Annotated in this window: 22 protein-coding genes; 6 read left to right on the top strand and 16 right to left on the bottom strand. The window is 62.3% G+C overall.

The genetic code is table 11. The features are described 5' to 3' along the window. Positions 1 to 25: 25 nt before the first annotated feature. Complete coding sequence (locus tag ACMFWR_RS00730) at positions 26 to 841, top strand: phytanoyl-CoA dioxygenase family protein (protein WP_413193156.1); 816 nt, start codon at positions 26 to 28, stop codon at positions 839 to 841. Positions 842 to 852: 11 nt separating this feature from the next. Here the strand turns inward: ACMFWR_RS00730 and ACMFWR_RS00725 are convergent, their stop codons facing one another. Continuing rightward, positions 853 to 1056 carry a DUF3185 family protein gene (locus ACMFWR_RS00725; protein WP_413193155.1) on the bottom strand — a complete coding sequence of 68 codons (204 nt, stop codon included), beginning with the start codon at positions 1054 to 1056 and terminating at the stop codon, positions 853 to 855. 354 nt (positions 1057 to 1410) lie between these two features. On the opposite strand from ACMFWR_RS00725, the gene mgrA reads away from it, so the two are divergent. Further along, positions 1411 to 2460 carry an L-glyceraldehyde 3-phosphate reductase gene (mgrA, locus tag ACMFWR_RS00720; protein ID WP_413193154.1) on the top strand — a complete coding sequence of 350 codons (1050 nt, stop codon included), beginning with the start codon at positions 1411 to 1413 and terminating at the stop codon, positions 2458 to 2460. Between the two features lie 219 nt (positions 2461 to 2679). On the opposite strand, the gene rhaS is transcribed toward mgrA, so the two are convergent. The 6 genes from rhaS to ACMFWR_RS00690 form a co-directional block, all read right to left on the bottom strand. Continuing rightward, complete coding sequence (gene rhaS / locus ACMFWR_RS00715) at positions 2680 to 3687, bottom strand: rhamnose ABC transporter substrate-binding protein (RefSeq protein WP_413193153.1); 1008 nt, start codon at positions 3685 to 3687, stop codon at positions 2680 to 2682. A gap of 92 nt (positions 3688 to 3779) precedes the next feature. Continuing rightward, positions 3780 to 4811, bottom strand: coding sequence for an ABC transporter permease (locus ACMFWR_RS00710; RefSeq protein ID WP_413193152.1), 1032 nt, complete (start codon positions 4809 to 4811; stop codon positions 3780 to 3782). 173 nt (positions 4812 to 4984) lie between these two features. Next, positions 4985 to 6049, bottom strand: a complete 1065-nt coding sequence (locus tag ACMFWR_RS00705) for an ABC transporter permease (RefSeq protein ID WP_413194965.1) — start codon at positions 6047 to 6049, stop codon at positions 4985 to 4987. A gap of 47 nt (positions 6050 to 6096) precedes the next feature. Beyond that, positions 6097 to 7617, bottom strand: coding sequence for a sugar ABC transporter ATP-binding protein (locus ACMFWR_RS00700; protein ID WP_413193151.1), 1521 nt, complete (start codon positions 7615 to 7617; stop codon positions 6097 to 6099). Positions 7618 to 7649: 32 nt separating this feature from the next. Then, positions 7650 to 8627: an amidohydrolase family protein gene (locus ACMFWR_RS00695; protein ID WP_413193150.1), complete on the bottom strand. Its 978-nt coding sequence runs from the start codon at positions 8625 to 8627 to the stop codon at positions 7650 to 7652. A 164-nt stretch (positions 8628 to 8791) separates the two neighbouring features. Continuing rightward, entirely contained in the window at positions 8792 to 9106 is a 315-nt protein-coding gene (locus tag ACMFWR_RS00690; RefSeq protein ID WP_413193149.1) for an L-rhamnose mutarotase, read from the bottom strand. 151 nt (positions 9107 to 9257) lie between these two features. Here ACMFWR_RS00690 and ACMFWR_RS00685 point away from each other — a divergent pair, with 151 nt between their 5' ends. Continuing rightward, positions 9258 to 10226 carry a LysR family transcriptional regulator gene (locus tag ACMFWR_RS00685; protein ID WP_413193148.1) on the top strand — a complete coding sequence of 323 codons (969 nt, stop codon included), beginning with the start codon at positions 9258 to 9260 and terminating at the stop codon, positions 10224 to 10226. 17 nt (positions 10227 to 10243) lie between these two features. On the opposite strand, the gene ACMFWR_RS00680 is transcribed toward ACMFWR_RS00685, so the two are convergent. From ACMFWR_RS00680 to rhmD, 5 genes are all read right to left on the bottom strand, one after another. Beyond that, positions 10244 to 10834 carry a LutC/YkgG family protein gene (locus ACMFWR_RS00680; protein WP_413193147.1) on the bottom strand — a complete coding sequence of 197 codons (591 nt, stop codon included), beginning with the start codon at positions 10832 to 10834 and terminating at the stop codon, positions 10244 to 10246. Between the two features lie 113 nt (positions 10835 to 10947). Continuing rightward, entirely contained in the window at positions 10948 to 12363 is a 1416-nt protein-coding gene (locus ACMFWR_RS00675; RefSeq protein WP_413193146.1) for a lactate utilization protein B, read from the bottom strand. Then, positions 12360 to 13103, bottom strand: a complete 744-nt coding sequence (locus ACMFWR_RS00670; RefSeq protein WP_413193145.1) for a (Fe-S)-binding protein — start codon at positions 13101 to 13103, stop codon at positions 12360 to 12362. The genes ACMFWR_RS00675 and ACMFWR_RS00670 overlap by 4 nt, the downstream gene beginning before the upstream one ends. Positions 13104 to 13157: 54 nt before the next feature. Beyond that, entirely contained in the window at positions 13158 to 13940 is a 783-nt protein-coding gene (locus ACMFWR_RS00665; RefSeq protein ID WP_413193144.1) for an SDR family NAD(P)-dependent oxidoreductase, read from the bottom strand. 205 nt (positions 13941 to 14145) lie between these two features. Continuing rightward, positions 14146 to 15324, bottom strand: coding sequence for an L-rhamnonate dehydratase (gene rhmD / locus ACMFWR_RS00660; RefSeq protein ID WP_413194964.1), 1179 nt, complete (start codon positions 15322 to 15324; stop codon positions 14146 to 14148). A gap of 138 nt (positions 15325 to 15462) precedes the next feature. Between rhmD and ACMFWR_RS00655 the strand changes: the two genes are divergently transcribed. Beyond that, positions 15463 to 15591: a hypothetical protein gene (locus tag ACMFWR_RS00655; protein ID WP_413193143.1), complete on the top strand. Its 129-nt coding sequence runs from the start codon at positions 15463 to 15465 to the stop codon at positions 15589 to 15591. A 2-nt stretch (positions 15592 to 15593) separates the two neighbouring features. On the opposite strand, the gene ACMFWR_RS00650 is transcribed toward ACMFWR_RS00655, so the two are convergent. The 3 genes from ACMFWR_RS00650 to ACMFWR_RS00640 all read right to left on the bottom strand — a co-directional run bounded on the left by ACMFWR_RS00650 (position 15594) and on the right by ACMFWR_RS00640 (position 20083). After that, on the bottom strand, positions 15594 to 16352 hold the full coding sequence (locus ACMFWR_RS00650; RefSeq protein WP_413193142.1) for an SDR family NAD(P)-dependent oxidoreductase: 759 nt from the start codon (positions 16350 to 16352) through the stop codon (positions 15594 to 15596). 650 nt (positions 16353 to 17002) lie between these two features. Then, the gene (locus ACMFWR_RS00645; protein ID WP_413193141.1) at positions 17003 to 17689 is read right to left on the bottom strand and encodes a Fe2+-dependent dioxygenase; all 687 of its coding nucleotides are present in this window, start codon (positions 17687 to 17689) and stop codon (positions 17003 to 17005) included. A 195-nt stretch (positions 17690 to 17884) separates the two neighbouring features. Further along, the gene (locus ACMFWR_RS00640) at positions 17885 to 20083 is read right to left on the bottom strand and encodes a TonB-dependent receptor (protein ID WP_413194963.1); all 2199 of its coding nucleotides are present in this window, start codon (positions 20081 to 20083) and stop codon (positions 17885 to 17887) included. Between the two features lie 731 nt (positions 20084 to 20814). On the opposite strand from ACMFWR_RS00640, the gene ACMFWR_RS00635 reads away from it, so the two are divergent. After that, positions 20815 to 22203: an SUMF1/EgtB/PvdO family nonheme iron enzyme gene (locus tag ACMFWR_RS00635; protein WP_413193140.1), complete on the top strand. Its 1389-nt coding sequence runs from the start codon at positions 20815 to 20817 to the stop codon at positions 22201 to 22203. Between the two features lie 16 nt (positions 22204 to 22219). Further along, positions 22220 to 23191: an L-histidine N(alpha)-methyltransferase gene (egtD, locus tag ACMFWR_RS00630; RefSeq protein WP_413193139.1), complete on the top strand. Its 972-nt coding sequence runs from the start codon at positions 22220 to 22222 to the stop codon at positions 23189 to 23191. Positions 23192 to 23267: 76 nt separating this feature from the next. Here the strand turns inward: egtD and ACMFWR_RS00625 are convergent, their stop codons facing one another. Further along, complete coding sequence (locus ACMFWR_RS00625) at positions 23268 to 23849, bottom strand: PIN domain-containing protein (protein ID WP_413193138.1); 582 nt, start codon at positions 23847 to 23849, stop codon at positions 23268 to 23270. Between the last annotated feature and the right edge of the window lie 2 nt (positions 23850 to 23851).

Genomic DNA, 23851 nt, shown 5'->3' with positions numbered 1-23851 from the left:
TCAGTATCGAAGAGGTTGAAGAGTCATGGCAGGGCAGCAGGAGCACGAACACGCGCATCAGCACGCGACGCCGCGCGGCACGCACGAGCAGATCGAACAATTGCGAGACAAGGGTTTCGTTGTCGTTCCGGGATTCGTGCCGGGCGACGCACTCGCCACACTCAACGCCGTCGCGCGCGAGCAGCTTGCCGCGCGAGCCGAGCCGCTCGAATTCGAAGCGGATCTTCAGTACCCGGGTGCACCGTCATCGCGCGAAGCCGCCGGTGGAGAAACCGTTCGCCGATTGCTCGATGCGTATACGCGAGAGCCCCAGTTCGCGCGTTGGGGCGCATCGGAAGCCACTGGCGCATGGATGCGCGAGTACTTCGGCGAGCGTGTGTTCATGTCGCGCGCGCATCACAACTGCCTGATGACCAAGCATCCGCGCTACGGCAGTCTGACGGGCTGGCACCGCGATATCCGCTACTGGTCGTTCGGACGCGAAGACCTCGTGTCGGTCTGGCTCGCATTGGGAGAGGAAGAGGTCGATAACGGCGCGCTGTGGTTCGTGCCGGGCTCGCACCGGATGGACTTCGACGCGAGCCGCTTCGACGAGGCGAAGTTCTTCCGGGCCGATCTCGCGGACAATGCTGCGCTGATCCGGACCGCCGAATCGCCGCGCCTTGCACCGGGCGATGCGGTCTTCTTTCACAGCAACACGCTGCATTCGGCGGGCAAGAATCTCAGCGACAACGTGAAGTTTTCGCTGGTGTTCACCTATCGCGGCGAAAGCAATCCGCCGCTGGCCGGCACGCGCTCGACGTCAAAACCCGAGGTCGAACTGCGTGCCGTAGGCGTGTAAGGTCTGAACCGTTATCGCCGCGCCGACGCTGCGAGTCCGATCAGGCCGGCGATCAATGCGACTGCGCCGCCGACGAGCAACGCGATGGTCTTGTCGGTCGGCGAGCCGGTAAAGAAACGCGAGACGTCGTTGCCGAAGGAGTGCATGGACTGTCCGCCGAAATACAGCAGCAGCACGCCTCCGATTACCAACGCCAGGGAAATCGCTCTCGTCATCGACACACTCCACTCAAGGGCCTCGCGCGCCACAGCGCTGAAACCCGCAGTTTCAGAATGCCGCTATCGTCGCGGATTGCGCGCAGGCAGGCAATGGCCCGTCACAAACCGTTTCAATCACCCGTCGGCTTCAAGATCACTGAACGTCTTCTGAACGCAGTCGCCGACGCGTTTCATTGTCGTTTGCTATAGTCGTCGGCCTGCCGTCCTGTACGACCCCGCGTCACGCCGTGCCGTTACCCGGGTGCATCCGCCACCTGCGTGCATATCTGCCGCGGCGCACATGACGCAGCACATCGACGCACACCCGACCCGGCGCAAGACCGGGCTGCCTTTCCATTTCGAGGACACACGATGACGTATCTCGCTGCATCCGACCGTTATGACGGTCGCGTCCCCTATCGCCGCTGTGGCAAAAGCGGTCTTCAGCTCCCCGCGATTTCGCTCGGCCTGTGGCACAACTTTGGCGACACGACGCCGATCGATCGCCAGCGCGCGATGCTGCGCACCGCATTCGATCTCGGCATCACGCACTTCGACCTGGCCAACAATTACGGGCCTCCGTACGGCTCGGCCGAGACGAACTTCGGCCGGATCTTCAAGGACGACTTCCGCCCTTATCGCGATGAATTGCTGATCTCGTCGAAGGCAGGTTGGGATATGTGGCCGGGTCCGTATGGCCAGGGCGGCGGTTCGCGCAAGTACGTGCTCGCGAGCCTCGACCAGAGCCTGCAGCGCATGGGTCTCGACTACGTCGATATCTTCTACTCGCACCGTTTCGACGCGGACACGCCGCTCGAAGAAACGGCGGGTGCGCTTGCCACTGCAGTCCAGCAAGGCAAGGCCCTGTATGTCGGCATCTCGTCGTACTCGGGCGCGAAGACGCGTGAGATGGCCGCGCTGCTGAAGGACCTCAAGGTGCCGCTGCTGATCCATCAGCCGTCGTACAACATGCTGAACCGCTGGATCGAAGAAGACCTGCTCGACGCGCTCGATGAAACCGGCGCGGGTTGCATCGCCTTCACCCCGCTCGCGCAGGGCGTGCTGACCGACAAGTATCTGAACGGCATTCCCGCAGAAGCCCGGGTCAACCAGCCTGGTGGTGGCTCGCTGCAGAAGGACCATCTGAGCGAGCAGAACCTCAACCATGTGCGCAAGCTCAATACCATCGCGCAACGCCGTGGTCAGAGCCTCGCGCAAATGGCGCTCGCGTGGACACTGCGCGACAAGCGCGTGACGTCCGCCCTGATCGGCGCAAGCCGTCCCGAGCAGATCGTCGAGAATGTCGCGGCGCTCAAGAACCTGACTTTCTCGCAGCAGGAACTCGAAGAGATCGATCAGCACGCGCGCGACGGCGGCGTGAACCTCTGGCTCAAGCCGTCGACGGACCAGCGGGTCGGTTAAACGCACGGTGCGCCGGTAGAGGATTCGATCACGCGACCTCTGTTTCCGGCTGCACAAAATAAACAGCCCGGCACCGAATTCGCATTCGGGCCGGGCTGTTTTTCGTGGGTACTTGCCGATCGATGCTCAACGCTCGAAGGTCCGTAACCCACACATCGCTGCTCGGGCGGGACCTTCCGTGCAGGCAAGGTCCGTTATACGTATCTGAAGCCGATACGCTTAGAAGTTGAAGTTATCGATATTGCTTTCGTCAAACGTCGTCGGCGGTCCGAGCACGACTTCGCCGTTCTTGCCGACCGTGCGCTTGCCGAGCTTGCCGGCTTCAAACGAATCGCCTTCCTTGCCCGTGATCGTGCCCGAGGCCAGGTTCGCTGCGGCATACGCGGCGAGGTAGCCGAGTGCACCCGGATCCCACAGTTGGAACGCCTTCACAGTGCCGTTCTTGACGAACGCGCGCATCTGGTTCGGCGTACCGAGGCCTGTCACGGCAATCTGACCTTTCTTCGGCGACGTCGACAGATAGCGCGCGGCAGCGGCGATACCCACCGTCGTCGGCGCGATGATGGCCTTCAGGTTCGGATACGCCTGCAGCAGCCCTTGCGTTTCGACAAACGACTTCTGGTCGTCGTCGTTACCGTACGCAACCTTCACGAGCTTGATCTTCGAGTACTCAGGCTTCTTGAGCTCGTCCTGCATGAACTTGATCCAGGTGTTCTGGTTCGTCGCGTTCGGCGTGGCCGAGAGAATCGCGATTTCACCCTCACCGCCGATCAGCTTCGACGTGAGCTGGATCTGTCCGCGGCCGATATCTTCGCTGACTGCCTGGTTCACGAAGATCTGACGGCCGGCGGGCGCCGTGTCGGAGTCGAATGTCACGACCTTGATCCCGGCCGCGTGCGCCTTCTGCAGATACGGCACGACGGCGTTGGCATCATTGGCCGCGATCACGATCGCATCGACCTTCTGCGTGATCAGCGTGTTGATGTATTGAACCTGCGACGACGCGCCGGCATCCGACGGACCGACGACCTTGCCGTCACCCTTGAACTCCTTGATCGCGTCGAGGCCGCCGTTGTCGGCAATCACCTCGTACGGGTTGTTGATCTGCTTGGGCAGAAACGCGATCTTGAGTCCCTCCTTGACGCCTTGCGCGTGACCGGCGCCGCTGACCGCGAGCAATGCCGCGCACAGGGCGGGCATCGCTAACGCACGAACGTTTCGCAACATGTGAAGCCTCCTAAGGTTGCACTCTTCTGCCGGCGAGCCGGATGACGGTGCGTGGGTGGGTACTGCGGTGAGGTGATCTCCTCGATCATCGATCAGGCCCGCGCGGCAGCGCGGGCAGCCAGTACGCGGCGCTCGCGCATCGAGCGCCAGCGTGCGAACAAGTTGGGAATCAGCACGGACGAGAGCAGCAGCGCACCCGTGATGATCGTCAGCACTTCGCTCGATACGTCGGTCAGCGTCAGCGCGTTGCGCAGCACACCGATGATGATCAGCGAGAGCAGCACGCCGATCATCGAACCGCGGCCGCCGAAGATGCTCACGCCGCCGAACAGCACGGCGGCGATGACGGACAGTTCGAAGCCTTCGCCGTTGTCGCCGCGCGCGCTCGTGAAGCGCAGCGTGTAGATGATTCCGGCCAGCGCGCTCATCGCGCCCGACATCACGAACAGCTTGAGCTTGGTGCGTGCGACATCGATGCCGGAAAACTGCGCAGCCGTCGGGTTCGCGCCGATCGCATAGAGACTGCGGCCGAAGGCCGTGGCCTGAAGCAGCACGCAGAACACGATCGCGCCGATGACCACGATCACGAACGGCTGAGGCAGGAAGGAGTTGCCCACCGTATTGATGCCGAACGACGTGTACTCGGGCGGAAAGTCCGCAATCGCCTGATCGCCGAGCAGCACGTAGGCCAGGCCACGGAAGAACGCGAGCGAGCCGATCGTCACGGCCAGCGAGGGCAGGTTGAGCTTCACGATAACGAGGCCGTTGAGCAAGCCCGCGAGCGTGCCCGCGACAAGCACGATGACGATCACGAGCGGCATCGGCAGCCCCATATGCCAGAGCACGCCCATCAGGGCGCTCGATGCGCCGAGCACGGACGCCACCGACAGGTCGATCTCCGCCGCGACGATGATCAGCGTCATCGGTAAGGCCATCAACGCGATCTCGGTGAAGTCGGCCAGCATGTTCGAGATGTTCGACGCACCGAGAAAGTCGGGTGACAGCGCACGGCCCAGCGCCAGCGAGGCGATCAGCACGACCGCGAGCGAGGCTTCCCACGGCCAGTGAAACGCGCGGCCGTTTGCGGCAGCGGTGGTATCGGGCTTGAGTCCGGTATCAGACATGGTCGATGTATCCCTTCAATGCAAGTGCTGTGCAACCGGCGATCACCGCGGATGCCGCTTCGATGTTCGACGCATGCGATTCGTGCGCCCTGTCGTTGCCGATCCTGTTCGCCTGTGCGGCCCCGTACATCCGGGGCGCTGGCGACTGAGGGTCGTCCGGGAGAGTGAGGGCACTACGCATGTTCACGCTTCTTCATCATGCGTTTGGCGACGGAGCGCGCCAGCAGCGTGTCGAGCGTGATGGCCGCGACGATCAGTGCACCCTGAATCGCCTGCTGCCAGAACGGCGACACGCGCAGGACCACGAGCGAAATATTGATCACCCCTAGCAGCAGCGCGCCGAGCGTAGCGCCGCCGATCGTGCCGACACCGCCCGTGATCGCGACACTGCCGACGACTGCGGCCGCGACGACTTGCAGTTCGATCCCTTTGGCCGTGCTTGCATCGACAGTGCCGAAGCGTGCGAGCCAGAGTGCACCCGCGAAGCCCGCGATCGCACCGGAGATCAGGAACCCGTAGAACACGCGGCGGTCGACGGCAATCCCTGCAAGTCGCGCAGCTTCGAGATTCGATCCGATGGCGTAGTACTCGCGTCCACCGCGGTAATAGCGCAAGTAGATGCCCATGATCACGAGCACGAGGGCGGCGATCAGCACCAGGTTCGGCACACCGAGCAGCGAGCCTGTCGCAAGGCGCGAGTAGGCATCCGGCAGGCTCGTTGCATTGACCTGGCCGCCATGGACGTACCAGTAGTCCGCGCCGCGGATGATGTAGAGCGTCGACAGCGTGGCCACCAGCGAGGGCACGCGCCCGAACGTGACCAGCAGTCCGTTGATCAGCCCCGCACACATCCCCATGCCGACGCCGGCGAGTAGCGCGACGACGACCGGCATGCCCGGGAAAAACACATATAGCGTGCCGACGAGATAGGCCGTCAGTCCCACCACCGAACCGATCGACAGATCGATATGACGCATCAGCATGACCACGGTCATGCCCGCGCTCAGCAAGCTGATGATCGCGACGTTGAGCAGCACGTCACGCAGGTTCTGCACATTGAGGAAGCCCGGGCGGGCGAGCGCGGTACCCAGCACGACGAGCACGAGCACAATGACCAGCGTGCTTTCGCGATTGCGCGCCAGCGCGGCGGCGAAGCGCGAGGCCGCACCGGACCGGCGATCGGCCGGGCCTGCCGGCGGCGGCGCGGGTGTCTTGGGCGAGGAAGGCGAGGAGCTCATCGTGGACAGTTCGCGATGCGGACGATGGGAGATCGAATGGGCGCGGCTCATGCGGCACGCTCCCAGCGTTGCCCGAGGGCGGCGCTCATGATGCGTTCTTCATTGGCTTCGGCGCGCGTGAGCTCGGCGCTCAGCCGGCCTTCGTGCATGACGAGCACGCGGTCGGCCATGCCCAGCACCTCGGGCAATTCGCTCGAGATCATCAGCACGGCCATGCCGTTGCGCACGAGATCGGCCATGGTGCGGTAGACCTCGGCCTTGGCGCCGACGTCGATGCCACGTGTCGGTTCGTCGATGATCAGTACCTTCGGATCGGCGGCCAGCCATTTGCCGATCACGACCTTTTGCTGATTGCCACCCGACAGCGTGCCGACCGGCACCGTCATGCTCGCGGCCTTCAGGCGCAGGCGTTGGCCCCAGGTCTGCGCAAGCTGCTCTTCGCTGCGCGACGAGATCAGACCGCCGCGCGTCAGCCGACCTAGTACGGTCAGCGACGCGTTGCGTGCGATGCTGAGTTCGAGTGCCAGCCCTTGACCTCGACGATCTTCCGGGACGAGTGCGAGCCCCGATCGCACCGAGACCGCGGGCTTGCCGAGCGTGAGGCGTTTGCCAAGCAACTGCACTTCACCCGCGTCGACCGGATCGATGCCGAAAATCGCGCGAGCGACTTCACTGCGACCGGCTCCGACGAGCCCCGCGAGCGCGACGATCTCGCCATGGCGCACCTCGAAGGAGATATCGCGGAACACGCCGGTGCGGGTCAGACCGCGCACGGACAGGGCGACGTCGCCGGGTGTCGTTTCCGCCTTCGGGTAAAACGTATCGAGATCGCGCCCGACCATCTTTGCGACGATCGAGTCTGTCGTCATTTCCGACGTCATCGCGAAGTGCACCGTGCGTCCATCGCGCATGATCGTGATGCGCTGCGTCAGCTGAAACACTTCGTCGAGACGGTGCGTAATAAAGAGGATGGCGACGCCTCGGGTGCGCAGCTTCTCGGCAATCGCAAACAGGCGCTGAACTTCAGGCAGCGAGAGCGCCGCCGTCGGCTCGTCCATGATGAGCACGTTCGCATTGAGCGACAGCGCCTTCGCAATTTCGACGACTTGCTGATCGGCGATCGACAGTCCACGTACCGGTTGTTGCGCGCGCAGCGGGACACCGAGCGATTCAAGCAGGCTGTCGACCTCGGCGTGCATCGCATCGTAGCGAATGCGGCCCGCGCGATCGCACGGCTGCCGGCCCATATAAATGTTCTCCGCGATCGACAGATCGAAGAACAGCGTGGGTTCCTGATAGATGACCGCGATGCCTGCATTGCGTGCATCGGCCGGGGTGGAGAACGTGCGCGGCTCGCCATCGATGCGCAGTTCGCCGCCATCGGGCTGATAGACACCGGCAAGCAATTTGACGAGCGTCGATTTGCCCGCACCATTTTCGCCGAGCAACGCGTGGACTTCGCCAGGCCACAGCGTAAGAGAACCGTCCTCGAGCGCGCGCACGCGCCCGAAGCTCTTGCTCGCGCGGTGCATCTCGAGGCGCGGCGGAGTCGACGATGGATCAGTCATGACACATTCCTCATTCAGGCGCGGTGGCCTGCTCAGATCCGGTAGACGCGTTCCGCGTTGCGGCGGAACAGCGCTTCTTTCTCGGCGTCGCTCGCGCCGTTGACGATGGCCGCATAGGCGGACCACAACCTGTGATAACTCGTGAATAAACGGTCGACCGGAAAATTCGACGCGAACATTGCGCGATCGGTACCGAATGCATCGATCGTTTCAAGCACGTAGGGCCGCAGGCTATCGACGGTCCATTCGTGATCGAACATCGCAAGGCCGCTGATCTTGACGCTCACGTTGTCGCAGGCCGCGAGTGCGCGCAGGCCTTCGCGCCAGGCGTGCCAGCCCTGCACCGAATCGCGGTCGACGAACATGCCGGCGTGATTCACGACAAACGGCGTGTGCGGGTTTTCCCGCGCAAGTTCGACGGCCTCGGACATTTGCGACGGATACAGCTGCAGATCGAACGAGAGCCGGTATTTGCGCAGCAGCCCGAAATTACGGCGCCATACGGGCTCGCGCATGTAATGCCGCCCGACATAGTCGTAAAGCGGATTGGCGTGCACGTTGAGAATCTGGCGAATGCCGCGCGTATTCGGGAAGGCGGCATGCGCGGCGAGCACGGCTTCGACGTTATCGCTCGAGAGATCGGCGCCCGCGACGATTGCGTTCGGCATGCCGTGACTTGCTGCGCCATCAGCGACCGACTGGAGCCAGCGTGTTTCTTCAACGGGGTCCGCGGGATCGTGATTCGCGTCGATATGCACGGCTTTGATCAGCTCGAACCGCTCGGGCGATGCGACCGGATTCGTGGCCGCGGCATTCGCATCGGCCACGGACCGCGCTTCGGGGGCGTGCGTTGCGCTGGCGGACTCGGCATCGGCCAGGAAATCATTGATCTGGTAATTGTGCTTGAGCGCACGGGCGTCGCCGACGAACGACACGCCGGGGTTCGCCAGCCACGGGTAGTGGTGCGTGTCGAGGTCCCACAGATGAATATGCGGATCGACGATTTTCATTGAGCACGGCATCCGTTGGCAGAAAGGGGCACTGCGCGCCGGCGTCACGTACGTCGTACGCGAGCGCCGGTGCTTCAGCGGCTGCACTGCACTTACATTCACTGCGCATCCATCTCGGGATAACGCGCGTCGCGCGCCATCTCGCAAGGTGTCAGGCCGCGCGCTTACGCGAGATGAAACATCGGCGTGAGCGGCACGACGATCGGCGCATGGTCGGTCTCGGTATCCATGAGATCGGCCATGTAGTCCCACCAGCGGCGCATGACCGGAAGCCCCGGCAGCGCGTCCATGCCGTGATCGGCCGGGCGCTTGAGCACCGCAAACAGGTGGTGTGTCGATTCGTCGAGAAAGATCCAGTAATCGTGGATGCCGGCTTCGCGCAATGCGTCAGCCAGCTCGGGCCAGATAGCGTCATGACGCTGCCGGTACTCGTCCTGCTTGCCGGGCTTCAGCGTCATCCGAAAGGCGATCGTCTCCATCGGAATCCTGTTTCTAGGGACGTCGCGCTACTTTGGCGCGTCGTCTGTCTCCGTTGCATTTCTTCTATTGAGTGACACGACTATAAGCGGGGCAGCGATAACCATTCAATCCGATGTTACGATCAGTCGATCAGAAAAGCGGATCGGTGCGATGACCCTCTCCCCCTCGTTCGTGACGCTCGTGAACCGCCTCCGGTTCCGGCATCTGTCACTGCTCGTCGCCCTCGACGACACGCGCAACCTGCATCAGGCCGCGGCCGATATCAACGTGGCGCAGCCCAGTGCGAGCCGCATGCTCGCCGATATCGAAGAGGCATTCGGGTTTGCCCTGTTCGAGCGCCGCGCGCGTGGCATGGAGCCGACACCGCTTGGCATCGAAGCCCTTGCGTATGCGCGTCAATCGCTCGCCCACCTGACGCGTTTCGCCGAGGGGCTCGAGGTCAAACGCCGCGGCGGCCATGGCCAGCTGACGGTCGGCGCGATCATGGGCGCGGCGCCGGATCTCGTCGCGGTTGCCGTTGCCGACCTCAAGGCGGAGCGGCCTCTGCTCAATATCCGCATCCTTGGCGAGACCAGCGATCAGGTTGTCGAACTGCTCGAGCGTCGCGAAATCGAACTCGCGCTCGGTCGATTTACGAATCCGCTCCAGCACAATCATTTCGACTTCGAGCCCATCGCCAATGAAACGATGAAGCTCGTCGTGCGTGCGCGTCATCCGCTGATTGGCCAAGCTGCGCCGCGGCTCGCCGATCTGATCGACTGGCCGTGGGTTGTGCAGCCCATCACGAGCCCGGCACGCAAGCTATTCGAAGAAGAACTCGCCTCGGCGGGGCTGTCGTCCCCTGCCAATCTTGTCGAATGCGCTTCGATTTTCGCGACGCTTCAACTGCTTCAAAGCAGTGATGCCGTGGCCATGCTCTCCGAGTCGGTCGCGCGTGACTATCTGAAAGCGCGCTTATTGGTCGATCTGCATGTCGAGATCGGTAAGAACCTGACCGGGTTTGGTCTGCTCGTGCGCAAGCACGAACCGCTCAGCGACGCGGCTGAGCGATTTATTGCGCTGTTGCGGAAATACTCGGGTGTTGCGCCGCGTGAGGGGGAGATGGTGACGCCGGCGTGACTAGCTTTAGCGCGGGGTTAGTGCGTCCCGCCGACGAGCATGATCGTCAGTGACCGTACGCCTTGCGCGCCGCGAACCAGCACGCCCTCGATATCGGCCGTGGCCGACGGTCCGGTCACGAGCACGGCATAGCGCGCGTGGTTGAAATCGTCGCGGCGATACGCGTCCTGCAAGCCGTCGACGATCGACGACTCGTCGAGCACGATCACGAGATGCTGCGCGAGATAGCCGATCGAATTGACGCGATATTCAGCCTCGCTGAGCCACACCGAGCCCGTCTCGGCGACGCCGAACCGACCGGGCACGACGGCCACTTCCACGTCGTGCAGCGACGATGGCACGGTGTCCGCGCCGATCACGCGCGTGCCCGGAATGGCGTCGACCACCGAGCACAACGCGACGTCCTTGCCGAATTTGGCGTAAATCGCGTCGCGCGCCTCGTCGACGGTCGCGACACGTTGTGCGACACCGCCGTACAACGCGAGCCCGGCAATAAACCGCTCGATCCGATCGCCTTCCGGCGTCGCAAACAACGGAATGTCGGGCATCTCGACCGCCGCCGGCTGCGCCGCACGGATCTTCGCGAGAAAGCTGTCTTTTGAACTCATGGCGCGTATGTGCTTCTCAATTCGATGACTCGATAAACCGATGACTTAATGACTCGATAAACCGATGACTCAATCATTCGACTACTTGGTCTATCGGTGACTTGTTAATTCGCTTACTCGACGTCTTCCGACTTCGCCCCGCGATGCGTCGCGTACCACTCGTGGAACGTCTGCTTCGGCACGTCGGGCAGATCCCGGTGCCGTCCCCAGATATTCAACGGGTTGTAGAGCATGAAATTCGGCAACCGCTCAAGCGCCGTCGACATCGATTTGACCGTCGTCCGATAGAGCTTGGGACTCGCGAGCAATCGCCCGGCAACCTGCAGCGCCTTCTGTTTGACGAACGGCAGCTCATGATGCGTCGCGACGACCTGCCGCCATTTGTAGAGCTGCTCGTGAATATCGATCTTGACCGGGCACACGTTCGAGCAACTGCCGTTCAGCGTCGATGCATAAGGCAGCGCGCTGAACTTCTTGAGGTCGTAGGTCGGATTGATGATCGCGCCGATCGGTCCCGCATACGTGCTGCCATACGACAGGCCGCCGCTGCGCCGGTACACGGGGCAGGTATTCATGCATGCGCCACAGCGAATGCATTTAAGCGAATGCCAGAAATCGCCCATCGCGAGCCGGTCGCTGCGTCCGTTGTCGACGATCACGTAATGCAATTCAGCGCCTTCACGCGGTGCGCGGAAGTGCGAGGTGTACTGCGTGATCGGCGAGCCGAGCGCGCTGCGCGACAACAGGCGGATAAACACGCCGAGATCGCGCGTGCGCGGGATCAGCTTCTCGATCCCCATCGACACGATATGCAGCGGCGGCACGTTCGCGCTCAGATCCGCGTTGCCTTCGTTCGTGCAGACCACCACCGTGCCCGTCTCAGCGACGGCGAAGTTACACCCCGTCATGCCGGCTTCGGCGCGCAGGAAGTACGGGCGCGTGTTCTGACGCTGGCTTTCGGCGAGATACGGGATGTCGCTGTTGTTCGGATCGCTGCCGATCGTCTTCGCGAAGACTTCTGCGACATCCGTGCGCAGCTTGTGCACCGCAGGCATCACGATATGGCTCGGATCTTCATGATCGAGCTGCTGGATGCGCTCGCCGAGATCGGTCTCCATGATATCGATGCCGCGTTCCTCGAGGTACGGCCGCATGCCGCACTCTTCGGTCAGCATCGACTTGCTCTTCACGAGCGTTGTCACCTTGCGGTCCGACAGGATCTTGTGAACGATCTCGTTATGCTCTTTCGCATCGGCCGCCCAGTGCACCTTTACACCATGCGCTTCGGCTTGTTCGGCAAACTGTGCGAGGTACTGTGACAGATTTGAGAGCGTGTGTTCCTTGAGCGCCGACGCGGCCGCACGCAGTTGCTCCCACTCGGGGATGCCGTGCATCAGCGTGTCGCGCTTTTGACGGATGTCCCACAGGCGTTTGTCGTGAAACGCGATGTGGTCTTCACGCGCGATGAACTTGCCGGCCGCTTTCGCGTGATCGACCTTGCCGGGCTTGCCATGAATGGTTGCACTCATTCGCGGGCTCCGTTGAGGATCTGGGCGATATGAATAAAGCGCATGCCCATGCCGATGCGGGCCGAGCAGCCCTTCTGATGCATCAGGCACGACATGTCGCCCGATACGATGTATTCCGCGCCCGCCGACAGGTGGTCGCGAACCTTGTCCTGGCCCATGCGCACCGACACCGCTTCCTCACCGACCGAGAACGTGCCGCCGAAGCCGCAGCATTCGTCGGGCCGCGTGGGCTTCGCGAATTCGATGCCCTTGACGCCCGATAGCAGCGCCATGGGTTTGGAGAACGCTGGCGCATCGACCTCGCTGATCGACGCTTCCTTGAGGTGACGCAACGCGCTGCAGCTGTTGTGCAGGCCAACCTTGTGAGGAAACTCGGCCCAGGGAAATTCGCTGACCTTGAGCACGTCATGCAGGAACTCGACGAGTTCGTACGTGCGTGCGCGGACTTGCGTCACGCTATCGGTCTGCTCGATGGCCGTCATGTGCGATCGCACATGGTGAACGCAGCTTGCAGAAGGGCCGACGATGTAGTCGTAGCCCGCGAAGCTGTCAGCGAAGAGTTGCTCGCAGCCAGCGGCATCGGCTTCGCTGCCGTTGTTGGCCATGGGCTGGCCACAGCAGGTCTGCGTGGCCGGGTAGTGGACATCGAGACCGAGACGCTCGAGCAACTCGAGCGATGCGATGCCGACTTCAGGGTAGAACGCGTCGATGAAGCAGGGGACGAACAGCGCGACTTTCAAGCTTTCCTCGCGGGGTCGGCCGTCGCGCGCTCTGCGGCGCCTGCTGCGACGGCGCTATTGAAGATTGACGAATAACCCGCCGTCGACCAGCAGCGCGGCGCCTGTCACATAACGCGCCATGTCGGAGGCCAGGAACACCACGACATCGGCGATATCGTCAGGACGGCCCAGCCGGCCAAGCGGAATTCGTCGTTCGAAATAGGCTTTCTTCTCGGGCGAGGACAGATCTTCTGCATTCAGATCAGTCGCGATCGTCCCCGGCATCACCGAGTTACACCGAATCTTATAGGGGCCGAGTGCGATTGCACAGGACTGCATCAACGAATGCACGCCGGCCTTGGTCGGTGTGTAGTGTGTTTGCATGCCGCCGCCGACCAGCGCGCTGATCGAACTCGTAGCGACGATTGCCCCGCCGTCGCCTTGCTTCTTCATCTGGTTGGCCGCGGCTTGCGTCACATAGAACGCGCCACCGAGATTGACGGCGACTGTGGTCTGAAAGACTTCAGGCGGCATGTCGAGAAAGGCGTGGAACGGGCAGATGCCTGCATTGCTGGCCAGCACGTCGACGCGGCCGAAGGCTTCCACCGTCTTGTCGACAAGCTCGGTGGCCGTTGCCGGTAGCGAGACGTCGCCTTCGACGGCGATCGCGCGGCGGCCTAGTGACTTGATCTCGTCGAGCACGCTGTCGACGGCCGAGCGCTTGTGATACGACGCGTCGTTCTCGCCCCAGTAGTTGATTGCCACGTCGGCGCCTTCGCGCGCGCATGCGACGGCGATCGCTCGCCCGATACCGCGCGAGCCACCGGTCACGATGACCACTTTGTTGTTGAGCAGCATGACGAGATGTCCGATTCCGGTTTACAGGTGAATGGTCGCGCGACCGATGCAACCGGATCGCATGTACCTTCGATGTGGCAAAGCCCGATCCGGTTCATGGGTGAATGCGCGAGGATTCGAAACCGAGCTCGGCGTTCATCAGTGAATCGCATCGGGGCCCTGCACATCGCGCATCACGAGCGGTCGATGCGCGTGAATCATGCGCTTAGTGTTCGTACGGACGATGCAACGCACAATCCGGATTCAGGCGCACGCCGAAGCCCGGTGTGTCGGGCACTTTCAATCGGCCGTTCACAGGGACCGGTTCGTCGAGCAGCAGCGGTGTGAACATCGGCACGACCTTGTCGGCCTTCGGCGCCATCATCAGGAATTCGGAGAACGGCGAGTTGTGGCGCGTGACGACGAAGTGGTAGCTGTAGACCGATGAGCCGTGGGGCACGACGAGCGCATCGTGCGCATCGGCGAGTGCCGAGATCTTGATGAGTTCGGTGATGCCGCCGCACCAGTTCACGTCCGGCTGGATCATGTCGCAGCAGCCCATCTCGAGCAACATGCGGAAGCCCCAGCGGGTGGCTTCGTGTTCGCCGGTCGTCACCCACATGCCCTTGGGCACGTTCTTGCGCAGTTCGGCGTAGCCCCAGTAATCGTCGGGCGGCAGAGCCTCTTCGATCCACTTGAGATTCCACGGCTTCGCGAGCTCGGCGAAGCGCGTCGCGTAGCGCACGTCGAGACTCATCCAGCAGTCGTACATGAGCCAGAAGTCATCGCCAACTTTGTTGCGCATGTCGGCGAGCCGTTCGATGTTCTTGCGCAGGCCTTCTTCGCCTTCGGCGGGGCCGTGTTGCAGCGGCATCTTGCCGCCGATAAAGCCCATTTGCTTCGCGAGGTCAGGGCGTGCGCCGGTGGCGTAAAACTGGAGTTCGTCCCGCACGGGGCCGCCGAGCAGTTGGTAGACCGGTTCCTTGCGGATCTTCGCGAGCAAGTCCCACAGCGCGAGATCGACGCCCGAAATCGTGTTGAGCACGACGCCCTTGCGGCCGTAGTAGAGCGTGCCGAAGTACATCAGGTCCCACATCTTTTCGATGTCGCTGACCAATTGGCCTTCGAGGAAGCGCGCGAGATGCTTTTCGACGATGAACGCGCCGATCTCGCCAGCAGTCGTGACGGCGAATCCGACCGTGCCGTCGCTCGCTTCGATTTCGACGACCAGCGTGCCAAGCACGTTGATGCCGAACGAGCGGCGGCTCTTGCGGTATTCGGGGTAGCGCGCGAGCGGGGTCGAGATATGGTCGTCGATCCAGTGACCATCGTCCTGGTCGTGATAGTCGGCGCCGCCGCCGCGCACCGTGAATGCGCGGACGTGACGAATCGTGGGCATGGACATCATCGGTCTCCGTCGGAGGGGAGGCGCGCGCATCGATGCGCGCGTCGTCGCTTAAGTCGGTTCGGGGCCTGGCGAGCGACAGGGGTGCCGCGGACAGGCGGCACGGCGGTTGTCTCGAGCAGGCGGTTGTTTTGTGTCTTGATCGGCGCTGACGGTCTTGGCTTCGGCTTCGGCTTCGGCTTCGGCTTCGGCTTCGGCTTCGGCTTCGGCTTCGGCTTCGGCGCGCAAACGTTCGCTGTGCGCCGAAGCCGCGTCAGCGCGCCGTAGCGTCAGTACGTTGCGCGGCCGCCGGACAAGTCGAAGACGGCACCCGTGCTGAACGCACAGTCTTCCGAGGCGAGCCAGATGATCATCGCGGCGGCCTCGGACGGCTGCAGGAACCGCGCCATCGGGATGCGCGCCAGCATGTAGTCGATGTGCTGCTGCGTCATCGAGTCGAAGATCTCCGTCTTGGCTGCCGCCGGGGTAACCGCGTTGACGAGGATGTTCTTCGTCGCGAGTTCCTTGCCGAGCGATTTGGTCAAGCCGATCAGGCCCGCCTTCGACGCACTGTAGTGCGAGGCGTTCGGATTGCCTTCCTTCGCGGCGATCGAGGCGACGTTGACGATCCGACCGTAGCCTTGCTTGATCATCTGCGGAACGATTGCCCGGCAGGTGAGATACGGGCCGATCAGGTTCACGTCGATGACGCGGCGCCACACGTCGGGCGGCAGTTCCCAGAGCGGGCCATTGCCACCGGTGATGCCGGCGTTATTGATCAGGCCGTCGATCGAGCCGTGCGCGTCGAGCGTGGCCTGCGTCGCCGCGTTGACCGAGGCTTCGTCGGTCAGCTCGACCACGTGCGTGGTGACTTTGCCCTTACCGAGCGCGCCAAGTTCACCCGCCGTCTGCGCGAGGCGTGCCGCGTCGACATCCCAAAGGGCAGCCGAGCCGCCTGATTCCAGTGCGCGCTGCGCGACCGCGTAACCGATACCGCGCGCGCCGCCCGTCACGACGAGCACCCGCCCGCTCAAATCGATCTGGTTCACCGTGTCTCCGAATCGTTCGTTGTAGTGCGAACAAATATATCGGCAATGCGATAGCCGACCAATCGCATTCGATGATCGGGCGATAGCGAAAGAGAATCTCTCGAGGGGAAAGCTCTAGGGCGCCAACGAGCGGATTGTGAAATCCGGGTCGCTCGCGCGTCTGGCGAATGGGGGTGAAGTGAGCGTTGCGAAGAACGAGGCGGCCTATCCGTCGCGCTGCAACGCCACAGTGACGCGTTATCGCGCGTCAATCGGCTTTATCTACATTGCGGGGAGGGCACCATGACCATGTACCCACGGCGATCGCGACGACTCGGGGGTCCGCGTCTCCATGTGCGAACGCCTTATCAGAGCGAACATCAAAAAGAGATGGCTAGCTTGCGCGCATGCATGGATAGGCTGGACCGAGACCCTGACGGGACGACGCAAGAGCTGATCGATGCCGGGATTCTTTATAGGCATCCCGACGGGAGCGTGACGCTGCCTCCACTGCCTCCGATCGGTATTACTGCAGTGTTCTTTCGATAGCTAGGAACGAGTCTGCCATCCGACCCGCGAAAATCAGGAACACGGACCTGCAGTGATCGCGTGGCCTTGCTTTACCCGACTCTGGCGTTTGCCTTCAAGCGGCTCGAACTGCCTTTCGACGATCAGGTCTCGCTCCATTGTCGGAGCAAGTTGTGATAGCAGCCGACGAGGGTACGTCGGGCGTCCTCGTCGCCTGAGGTGGCGTTGAGGCGTTGGATGGCCGTGTCCATGTCGTGCAGGATCGAGCGCTGGCCGTCGTTGCGAATCAGGCTCTGGATCCAGAAGAAACTCGCGACGCGAACACCACGTGTGACGGGTTGAACGCGGTGCAGGCTCGATGCGGGGTAGACGATCGCGTCGCCGGCTGCCAGCTTGACCTCATGCGTACCGTAGGTGTCTTCGATCACCAGTTCGCCGCCGTCGTATTCGGACGGATCGGCCAGAAAAAGGGTGATCGACAAGTCCGCTCGAATCTTGCGTCCGGTGGCCGGCGAGATTCGCACTCCGCCGTCGACGTGATTGCCGAAGGTCATACCTTCCCCGTACCGATTGAACATCGGCGGGTAGACCTGGTTCGGCAGTGCGAAGCTGATAAAGAGCGGGTTGCGTTCCAGAAACGACAGAATCTGATCGCCCGCCTCAGCCGCGAGCTGCGACACTTCGCTGATCTGTTGATTCAGCTTGACCGGCGCACCGGAGTATCCGGCTGAAACACGCCCGTCGACCCAGGGTGCGTCCGACGCATCGAGGCGGCTTCGAATCGAGGTGACGGTGTCGCGGTCAATCAGCTTCGGAATCGACAGAATCATGTGCAGTGTGTTGTGTGTTTCAGACTACTTGTTTTCAGGAACGTCAGGCGCCTGGCTTCCCGTGCGGCTGGCCGGGGTGCAATCGGCGATTGCCGCCAAGACCCGGTGCCTTGTCCGGACGTGGCCAAAAGCCATGTCCGGACAACCGCGCAAAGCCGGAGAGCCTCGCCTCCCCAGGCTTTGGCGGACAGCGGATCAGAAGCGATACGTCCCGGTCAGCAGCACGGCGCGGCCAATGCCAGGCACCGCTCGGCCACCGTCCGACGGGATCAGCGCGTCGTAATAGTACTTGTTCGTCAAATTCAGCAAGTTCACCCGCACGTCGTACTTCGGCTGACGGTAGGCGACGGTCGCGTCGAAGCGCGTATAACCGCCGACCGACACGAAGTCGTTGTTCGCCGCGTAACGCGACGACAAATACGTCATGCCTCCGCCGATTTCCCAGTGCGGCAACGGTTCGTAGGTGGTCCACAGCGTGAACGTGTGCTTCGGTACGTTTGCCGGTGTCTTGCCCTGTGTGCCGTCACGCGCTTCAAGGATCGTCGCGTCGAGATACGTGTATCCCGCGTAGATGAGCCAGTTGTGCGTGAGCCGGCCGCTCGCACCTGCCTGAAAACCGTCGACGCGAATATTACCGTCAAGCGAATAGACCCCCGTCGATACCTGCGTGCGCGCATTGGTCTTGTCGATGCGGAACAGCGCCGCGTTCGTCGACAGATTGCCGTCAAGCAGATCCCACTTGCCGCCGACCTCATACGACCGGTTCGATTCGGGCTTGAGGTTCTGCTGACCGCTGGTGACCGTCAGCGTCTCGAGCGACGGATCGAACGAGGTGCCATACGACGCGTAGTACGACTGGGTGTCCGTCGGCTGCCAGATCACCCCGGTGCGCACGCTCGTAAAGTAGTTCGTCTGCGATGCGTATCCAGGCGCGGTAATTGTATTGGCGATGTGCGCCCGATATTTGTCCCAACGCAAACCGCCGACGATTTTCCAGTGATCGCCGATCGACACCGTGTCGTTCGCATACGCCGCGAACTCATTGGCACCCGAGTTTGCATAGTTGCCGATCGTTGTCGCTGAGTTGGCGGGCGTAGAGGTATAAATCGGATCGAGAAGCGAGACGATCGGAAGGTTGGTGCGCGTTGTTGCCTGGTTCGTGTACGAATCGTGGCCGAGTTCGATACCCGTGACGACTTCGTGCTTGAGCGGCCCCGTTGCGAACTTCGAAATCAAGTCGGTCGTGTTGTAGATCGACTGATCGGTGATGACGCGATCATGGGAACCGAGCTTCGCGTACAAGGACGACAGCGGGAGCGTCGTGTAATTGCCGTTTGTCAGCGCCGTGCTGGTCGACAGCGGTCCGGTCAACACTGCGCTCGCACCGGTCTCGCGCGCGTCCGTCACGTAGTGCGCGTACTGCGTCTGATTGCGCAGACGGAAGTTCTCGTTGAAGCGATGGTCGACCCGGGCCGACACGATCTGCACATCCTGGATCGTTCGATCGTCCGTCAGCCCGTAGAACGTCGACTTGTCGACCGGTACGGGACGGCCGTTGACCGGCGGAACGCCATAATCGGGCATATCGCGGTTGTGCTGGATCAGCGCCGATAACGTGATCTCGGTGGGCGTACCGATGCCGAACTTCACGGTCGGCGCGATCCCGTAGTCCTTGTTGCGCATTTCGTCGCGCGACGAACCCATGCTCTGGCCGAACGCGTTGATCCGGAACGCCGCTGTGTCGGACAGGGCGCGATCGAGATCGACCGTCGTGCGGTAGCGGTCGTCGGTACCGATCGTCGCCGAGACTTCGGAGACGGGCGTCAGCTGCGCCTGCTTACTGGTCTGGTTGATCACACCACCCGTCGAACCCCGGCCGAACAGCATCGACGAAGGACCGTAGAGGACTTCGATCGCGTCGAGATCAAACGTGTCGCGATAGTACTGACCGCGGTCACGGAATCCGTCGAGATAAATATCCGTTCTGGCGGTAAATCCGCGCAAGTTCACGTTATTTCCGATGGTCCCGCCTTCTGCCGCACCGATCGTCACGCCGGGTGCATTGCGCAACGCATCCTGAAACGACGTCGCTCCCTGCGAATTGAGCAGTGCACGGTTGATGACCGTGACCTGTTGCGGGATATCGCGGAGCTCGGTCGGCAGCTTGGCGCCAACGGATGAGGTCTCGGCAGAGAAGCTTTGATTATCTGTGACGTCATTGACCTGCACTGTGGGCAGCGTACCTTCCTCATGCGACGGCGTGGTCTGAGCCTGAGAAGTGGCGGCCTGGGCCTGGGTCTGGGCTTCCGCGCTTGCGGCATGAGCGGGCAGGGCAGCCAGGGTGATGGCACCGGCTGAGAACAGCGCGGTGACGAGCGGAGTCGGGCGAAGCATCATGTTTTACCTGGTCAGTCGAGTGGCGGAACGCGTCGAAGACGCGAACGGGTTGTCGGCTGGCTTGGCAAACGGAGGCACGCACCGTCCGCCCGGATTTCTCACCGGTGAAAACGGGGTTTGAGCGTGGTGTCGCCTGGCTGGCTTTTCGGTGCGGGGCTAGGCAGATCAAGGCGCGGCGGGGGCGGAATGAAATCGCCGCACGCGGGGTGTAAGCTGCGAAGCCTAGTCTCAAATGTCCATTTGAGAATCGTTATTATTACTGTCCATTACCCTGGTGAGTGAATGGCCGTTGTAAGGTAAAGGTTTTTGTAAGCGATTTGTGCATGTAGCAATTTTGTGCATGGACGCGGAAGCAGGCTGCGGTTGTTTGGCGTAGGCGTTTGTCGCTGTAAGGCGCGGCGGCCTTCAACGACAACTCGAGAGGGATCTGCGCTGCAGCAGGCGATCCACGACACACGAAATAAACCCGGCGAACGCCCACGACGCGACGCCATCCCGAAGGGCCCGGCACGTTGTTCGATCGGTACGGAACGTGCTCCCGCCGTACGCATTGGACGGCGAACGGGTTCCGTTTCAACCCCGCGTATGACGGCAATAACGCCGCGTGCGCCTCGTCACCTGCGTCGGACCCGCGTCTGACGCGAAATGTGCAGTCGTGCAACACTGACGGACTTCGCTATTCGTTGGCAGGGCTTCACGCCGACACCCCTTTTAGGAGCGAGCGCGAGATGACAACGACTTCCCCCACCGCGCGCGACGCCTGGCCTTTGCTGCTCGCGCGCCTGGATCATGCCCGCGCGGCGACCGACAGCCTGTTTGGCTTGCTCGCCGATGACGCCTTTTACGACCGGACCATTGCCGAGCGGCATCGGCTTGGTTTTTATCGCGGTCACCTGGACGCGTTCGACTGGAATCTTTTCAACGGCCGGCTCTTCGAGCGGGCGTCGGTGAACCTGGAGTACGACCGGTTGTTCGCATTCGGCATCGACCCGATCGACGGCCAGTTGCCGTCCGACCAGGTATCGGACTGGCCGACGCGTCCCGAGGTCGAACGTTATTGCTGGTCGGTCCGCGAGATCATCGACGAAGAACTTCGCAAAGCGGAGCGCAACGGCGTTGATCAACTGCCGACCGGACAGTCGACGGCATTGCTGCTGAACGTCGCCATCGAGCATCGACTGATGCACGCCGAGACGTTGGCCTATCTGCTCCATCAGTTGCCGCTCGATCGCAAGGTGCGCGGCCAGCCGTCGTTCGTTCCGAATGCGCCTCCGGTTCAGAACGAAATGCTCGATGTGCCGGCCGGGCGCACCCGCGTCGGTATGCCCGCCGATGCGAATGGCGCGTTCGGGTGGTGCAATGAATTCGGCGGTGCCGACGTCGACGTGCCGGCGTTCTCGATCGACAAGTACATGGTCACGAACGGCGAGTTCCTGGCGTTCGTCGCGGCGGGCGGCTATCAAAACCGGGCGCTGTGGAGCGATGCGGGCTGGGCGTGGCGCGAAGCCGCCGGGATCGACCATCCGGTGTTCTGGCGGCGTGCATCGAAGGGCGGCGTGAACAGCGCGGCCAACGATGCGTCCGTTGCTGGAAAGGCGGGGTCGTCAAGCCGCGCAGCACAAGCCCATGCCGGCCAAGCGAACGACTGGACGCTTGTCACGATGTTCGACGAGATTCCATTGCCTTTGAACTGGCCCGTGTATGTGAGCCACGCCGAGGCGAGTGCTTTTGCGCACTGGACCGGCAAGGCATTGCCGACCGAGGCGCAATGGCAACACGCGGCAGGTCAGCGGCGTGCTCACCATGGCAATTTCGATTTCGCCTACTTCGATCCTGTCTCCGTGGACGCCGATTTGCACGAGCGCAGCGATGCTGGCGTCGTCGGGATGTGGGGCAATGGATGGGAGTGGACAAATACGAAGTTCGGTCCGTTGCCGGGCTTCGAGATTTACGAGTGCTATCCGGGCTATTCCTCGAATTTTTTCGACGATCAGCACTACGTGCTCAAGGGCGGATCGACGCGTACCGCGAGTTGCATGATGCGGCCGTCGTTCCGTAACTGGTTTCAGCCGCATTACCAATATGTCTACGCAGGCTTTCGCTGCGTGAACGCCTGAGCAGACAGGAGACGAAATGGCGCATCCCGTACTCGCCGACAAGACATTGTCGGCCTTTGCTGAAGACGTTCGTTTGGGCCTGACGCGCTCGCCGCAGAAGGAACTGCCGTCCAAGTATCTATACGACGCCGTAGGTTCGGCGTTGTTCGATGTGATCACGGTCCTGCCGGAATATGGTGTGACCCGTGCCGAAGAGCGTGTGCTGGTCGCCCACGCGGGCGAACTCGCGCGCCTTGTGCCGCAAACCAGCCTCGTCGCCGAGCTGGGGAGTGGCAGCGGGCGCAAGACCCGGCGCATCCTGGAGTCGCTCGCGGTGCGGCGCCCGGTCACGTACTGCCCGATCGAGATTTCGCCGGCAGCGCTCCACCAATGCGAGCGCGCGCTTGGAGATCTCGAGCGCGTCAGCGTTGCGGGTTACGCGTACGAATATCTCGACGGGCTGAAGCGCGTGGTCGACGAGCGTCGTCGTCCGGACGAGCGACTGCTCGTGATGTTCCTGGGCTCGACGATCGGCAACTTCCGCCGGCTCGCCGCGGCGCACTTCCTTCGTGACGTCCGGCATCTGATGCGCCCGGGTGATGCACTCGTCCTCGGTGCTGATTTGCTTAAGCCCGAACCCGTGCTGATCGACGCGTATGCCGATCCGACGGGCGTCACCGCGGCGTTCAACCTCAATCTCCTGGGACGTCTGAACCGCGAACTGGGAGCGGACTTCGACCTTCGTGAATTCGAGCACGTCGCACGCTTCGACCCGGTTGCCCGCGCGATCGAAATGCACCTGAGATCGCGCCGTGACCAGACGGTAACGATCGAAGCCGCCGACTGCACCGTGCACTTCAAGCGTGGCGAGACAATCTGGACGGAAGCGAGCCATAAGTACACGCTCGACGACATCGCCCACCTCGGCGACGTCGCAGGCTTCGACCTCACCGCACAATGGACCGACGCAGAGTGGCCGTTTGCGGAAACGCTATTTGTCGCGCGGTAGTGATCGATCGCGGTGTTGCGAGCTGCGGTAGCTGAGATCGTCGCCAGTTATGGCACCCGCAATGCCTGGCGTGCAGTTAGATGAGTTCTGAAGCGTCCCTCAAGCGGAGCGCGGTGATCGGTAGACCGCCGCGCTCCAGGGCTTGGGCAAAGTCCTCTGGAGTAGCGTGAGGACGCCGCCATCGGCTGCGCATTCGTTTAAACGCGGCAATAACGACGAGCGGGTCGAGATCCCACTGATTCACGATGAATCGATCCGGATCAAGCACTTCGACGCCATACGGATTGACCAGGGCGTTCGGAAAATCCCTCAGGTTTGACGTGACGATGCAGTCGGCATGTCCGGCCACAGCTGCGGCAAGCACGTGGCAATCATCAGGATCGGGCAGCGAATAGCTGTGTGCAAGCGGCATCCACGCCGCTTCGACAACTTCCCAGTCGGGCACTGCTTCACGCATGCAGTTTCGCCGGACATCGAGCTTACCGACCAACTCAGGACGCATCGCTTCGAGCGACCCAATCCATTCTTGTTCGATTCTTTGTGTCCATTTCGCTGCGTAGAGTCCTGCCGTGGCAAGACTCATCAGCGCGTCGGCTATCGCGATCGGGAAAAGGACGCACGCGTCCAGCACAGCTGTGTAGCGCGCGCACCCGGCCATGT

This window comes from Pararobbsia alpina (assembly GCF_965118125.1).
Classification (GTDB): domain Bacteria; phylum Pseudomonadota; class Gammaproteobacteria; order Burkholderiales; family Burkholderiaceae; genus Pararobbsia; species Pararobbsia alpina_A.
Note: the sequence above shows the minus strand (reverse complement) of the source record. Positions and strands in the feature narration are given on the sequence as shown.

Coding starts and splice junctions, on each gene's coding strand:
- ACMFWR_RS00710 (WP_413193152.1), bottom strand. CDS start 4,811: ATGTCTGATACCGGACTCAAGCCCGATACCACCGCTGCCGCAAACGGC.
- ACMFWR_RS00645 (WP_413193141.1), bottom strand. CDS start 17,689: ATGATTCTGTCGATTCCGAAGCTGATTGACCGCGACACCGTCACCTCG.
- egtD (WP_413193139.1), top strand. CDS start 22,220: ATGGCGCATCCCGTACTCGCCGACAAGACATTGTCGGCCTTTGCTGAA.
- ACMFWR_RS00635 (WP_413193140.1), top strand. CDS start 20,815: ATGACAACGACTTCCCCCACCGCGCGCGACGCCTGGCCTTTGCTGCTC.
- ACMFWR_RS00690 (WP_413193149.1), bottom strand. CDS start 9,106: ATGGAGACGATCGCCTTTCGGATGACGCTGAAGCCCGGCAAGCAGGAC.
- rhaS (WP_413193153.1), bottom strand. CDS start 3,687: ATGTTGCGAAACGTTCGTGCGTTAGCGATGCCCGCCCTGTGCGCGGCA.
- ACMFWR_RS00695 (WP_413193150.1), bottom strand. CDS start 8,627: ATGAAAATCGTCGATCCGCATATTCATCTGTGGGACCTCGACACGCAC.
- mgrA (WP_413193154.1), top strand. CDS start 1,411: ATGACGTATCTCGCTGCATCCGACCGTTATGACGGTCGCGTCCCCTAT.
- ACMFWR_RS00725 (WP_413193155.1), bottom strand. CDS start 1,056: ATGACGAGAGCGATTTCCCTGGCGTTGGTAATCGGAGGCGTGCTGCTG.
- ACMFWR_RS00680 (WP_413193147.1), bottom strand. CDS start 10,834: ATGAGTTCAAAAGACAGCTTTCTCGCGAAGATCCGTGCGGCGCAGCCG.
- rhmD (WP_413194964.1), bottom strand. CDS start 15,324: ATGTCCATGCCCACGATTCGTCACGTCCGCGCATTCACGGTGCGCGGC.
- ACMFWR_RS00640 (WP_413194963.1), bottom strand. CDS start 20,083: ATGCTTCGCCCGACTCCGCTCGTCACCGCGCTGTTCTCAGCCGGTGCC.
- ACMFWR_RS00685 (WP_413193148.1), top strand. CDS start 9,258: ATGACCCTCTCCCCCTCGTTCGTGACGCTCGTGAACCGCCTCCGGTTC.
- ACMFWR_RS00665 (WP_413193144.1), bottom strand. CDS start 13,940: ATGCTGCTCAACAACAAAGTGGTCATCGTGACCGGTGGCTCGCGCGGT.
- ACMFWR_RS00705 (WP_413194965.1), bottom strand. CDS start 6,049: ATGAGCTCCTCGCCTTCCTCGCCCAAGACACCCGCGCCGCCGCCGGCA.
- ACMFWR_RS00700 (WP_413193151.1), bottom strand. CDS start 7,617: ATGACTGATCCATCGTCGACTCCGCCGCGCCTCGAGATGCACCGCGCG.
- ACMFWR_RS00675 (WP_413193146.1), bottom strand. CDS start 12,363: ATGAGTGCAACCATTCATGGCAAGCCCGGCAAGGTCGATCACGCGAAA.
- ACMFWR_RS00625 (WP_413193138.1), bottom strand. CDS start 23,849: ATGGCCGGGTGCGCGCGCTACACAGCTGTGCTGGACGCGTGCGTCCTT.
- ACMFWR_RS00730 (WP_413193156.1), top strand. CDS start 26: ATGGCAGGGCAGCAGGAGCACGAACACGCGCATCAGCACGCGACGCCG.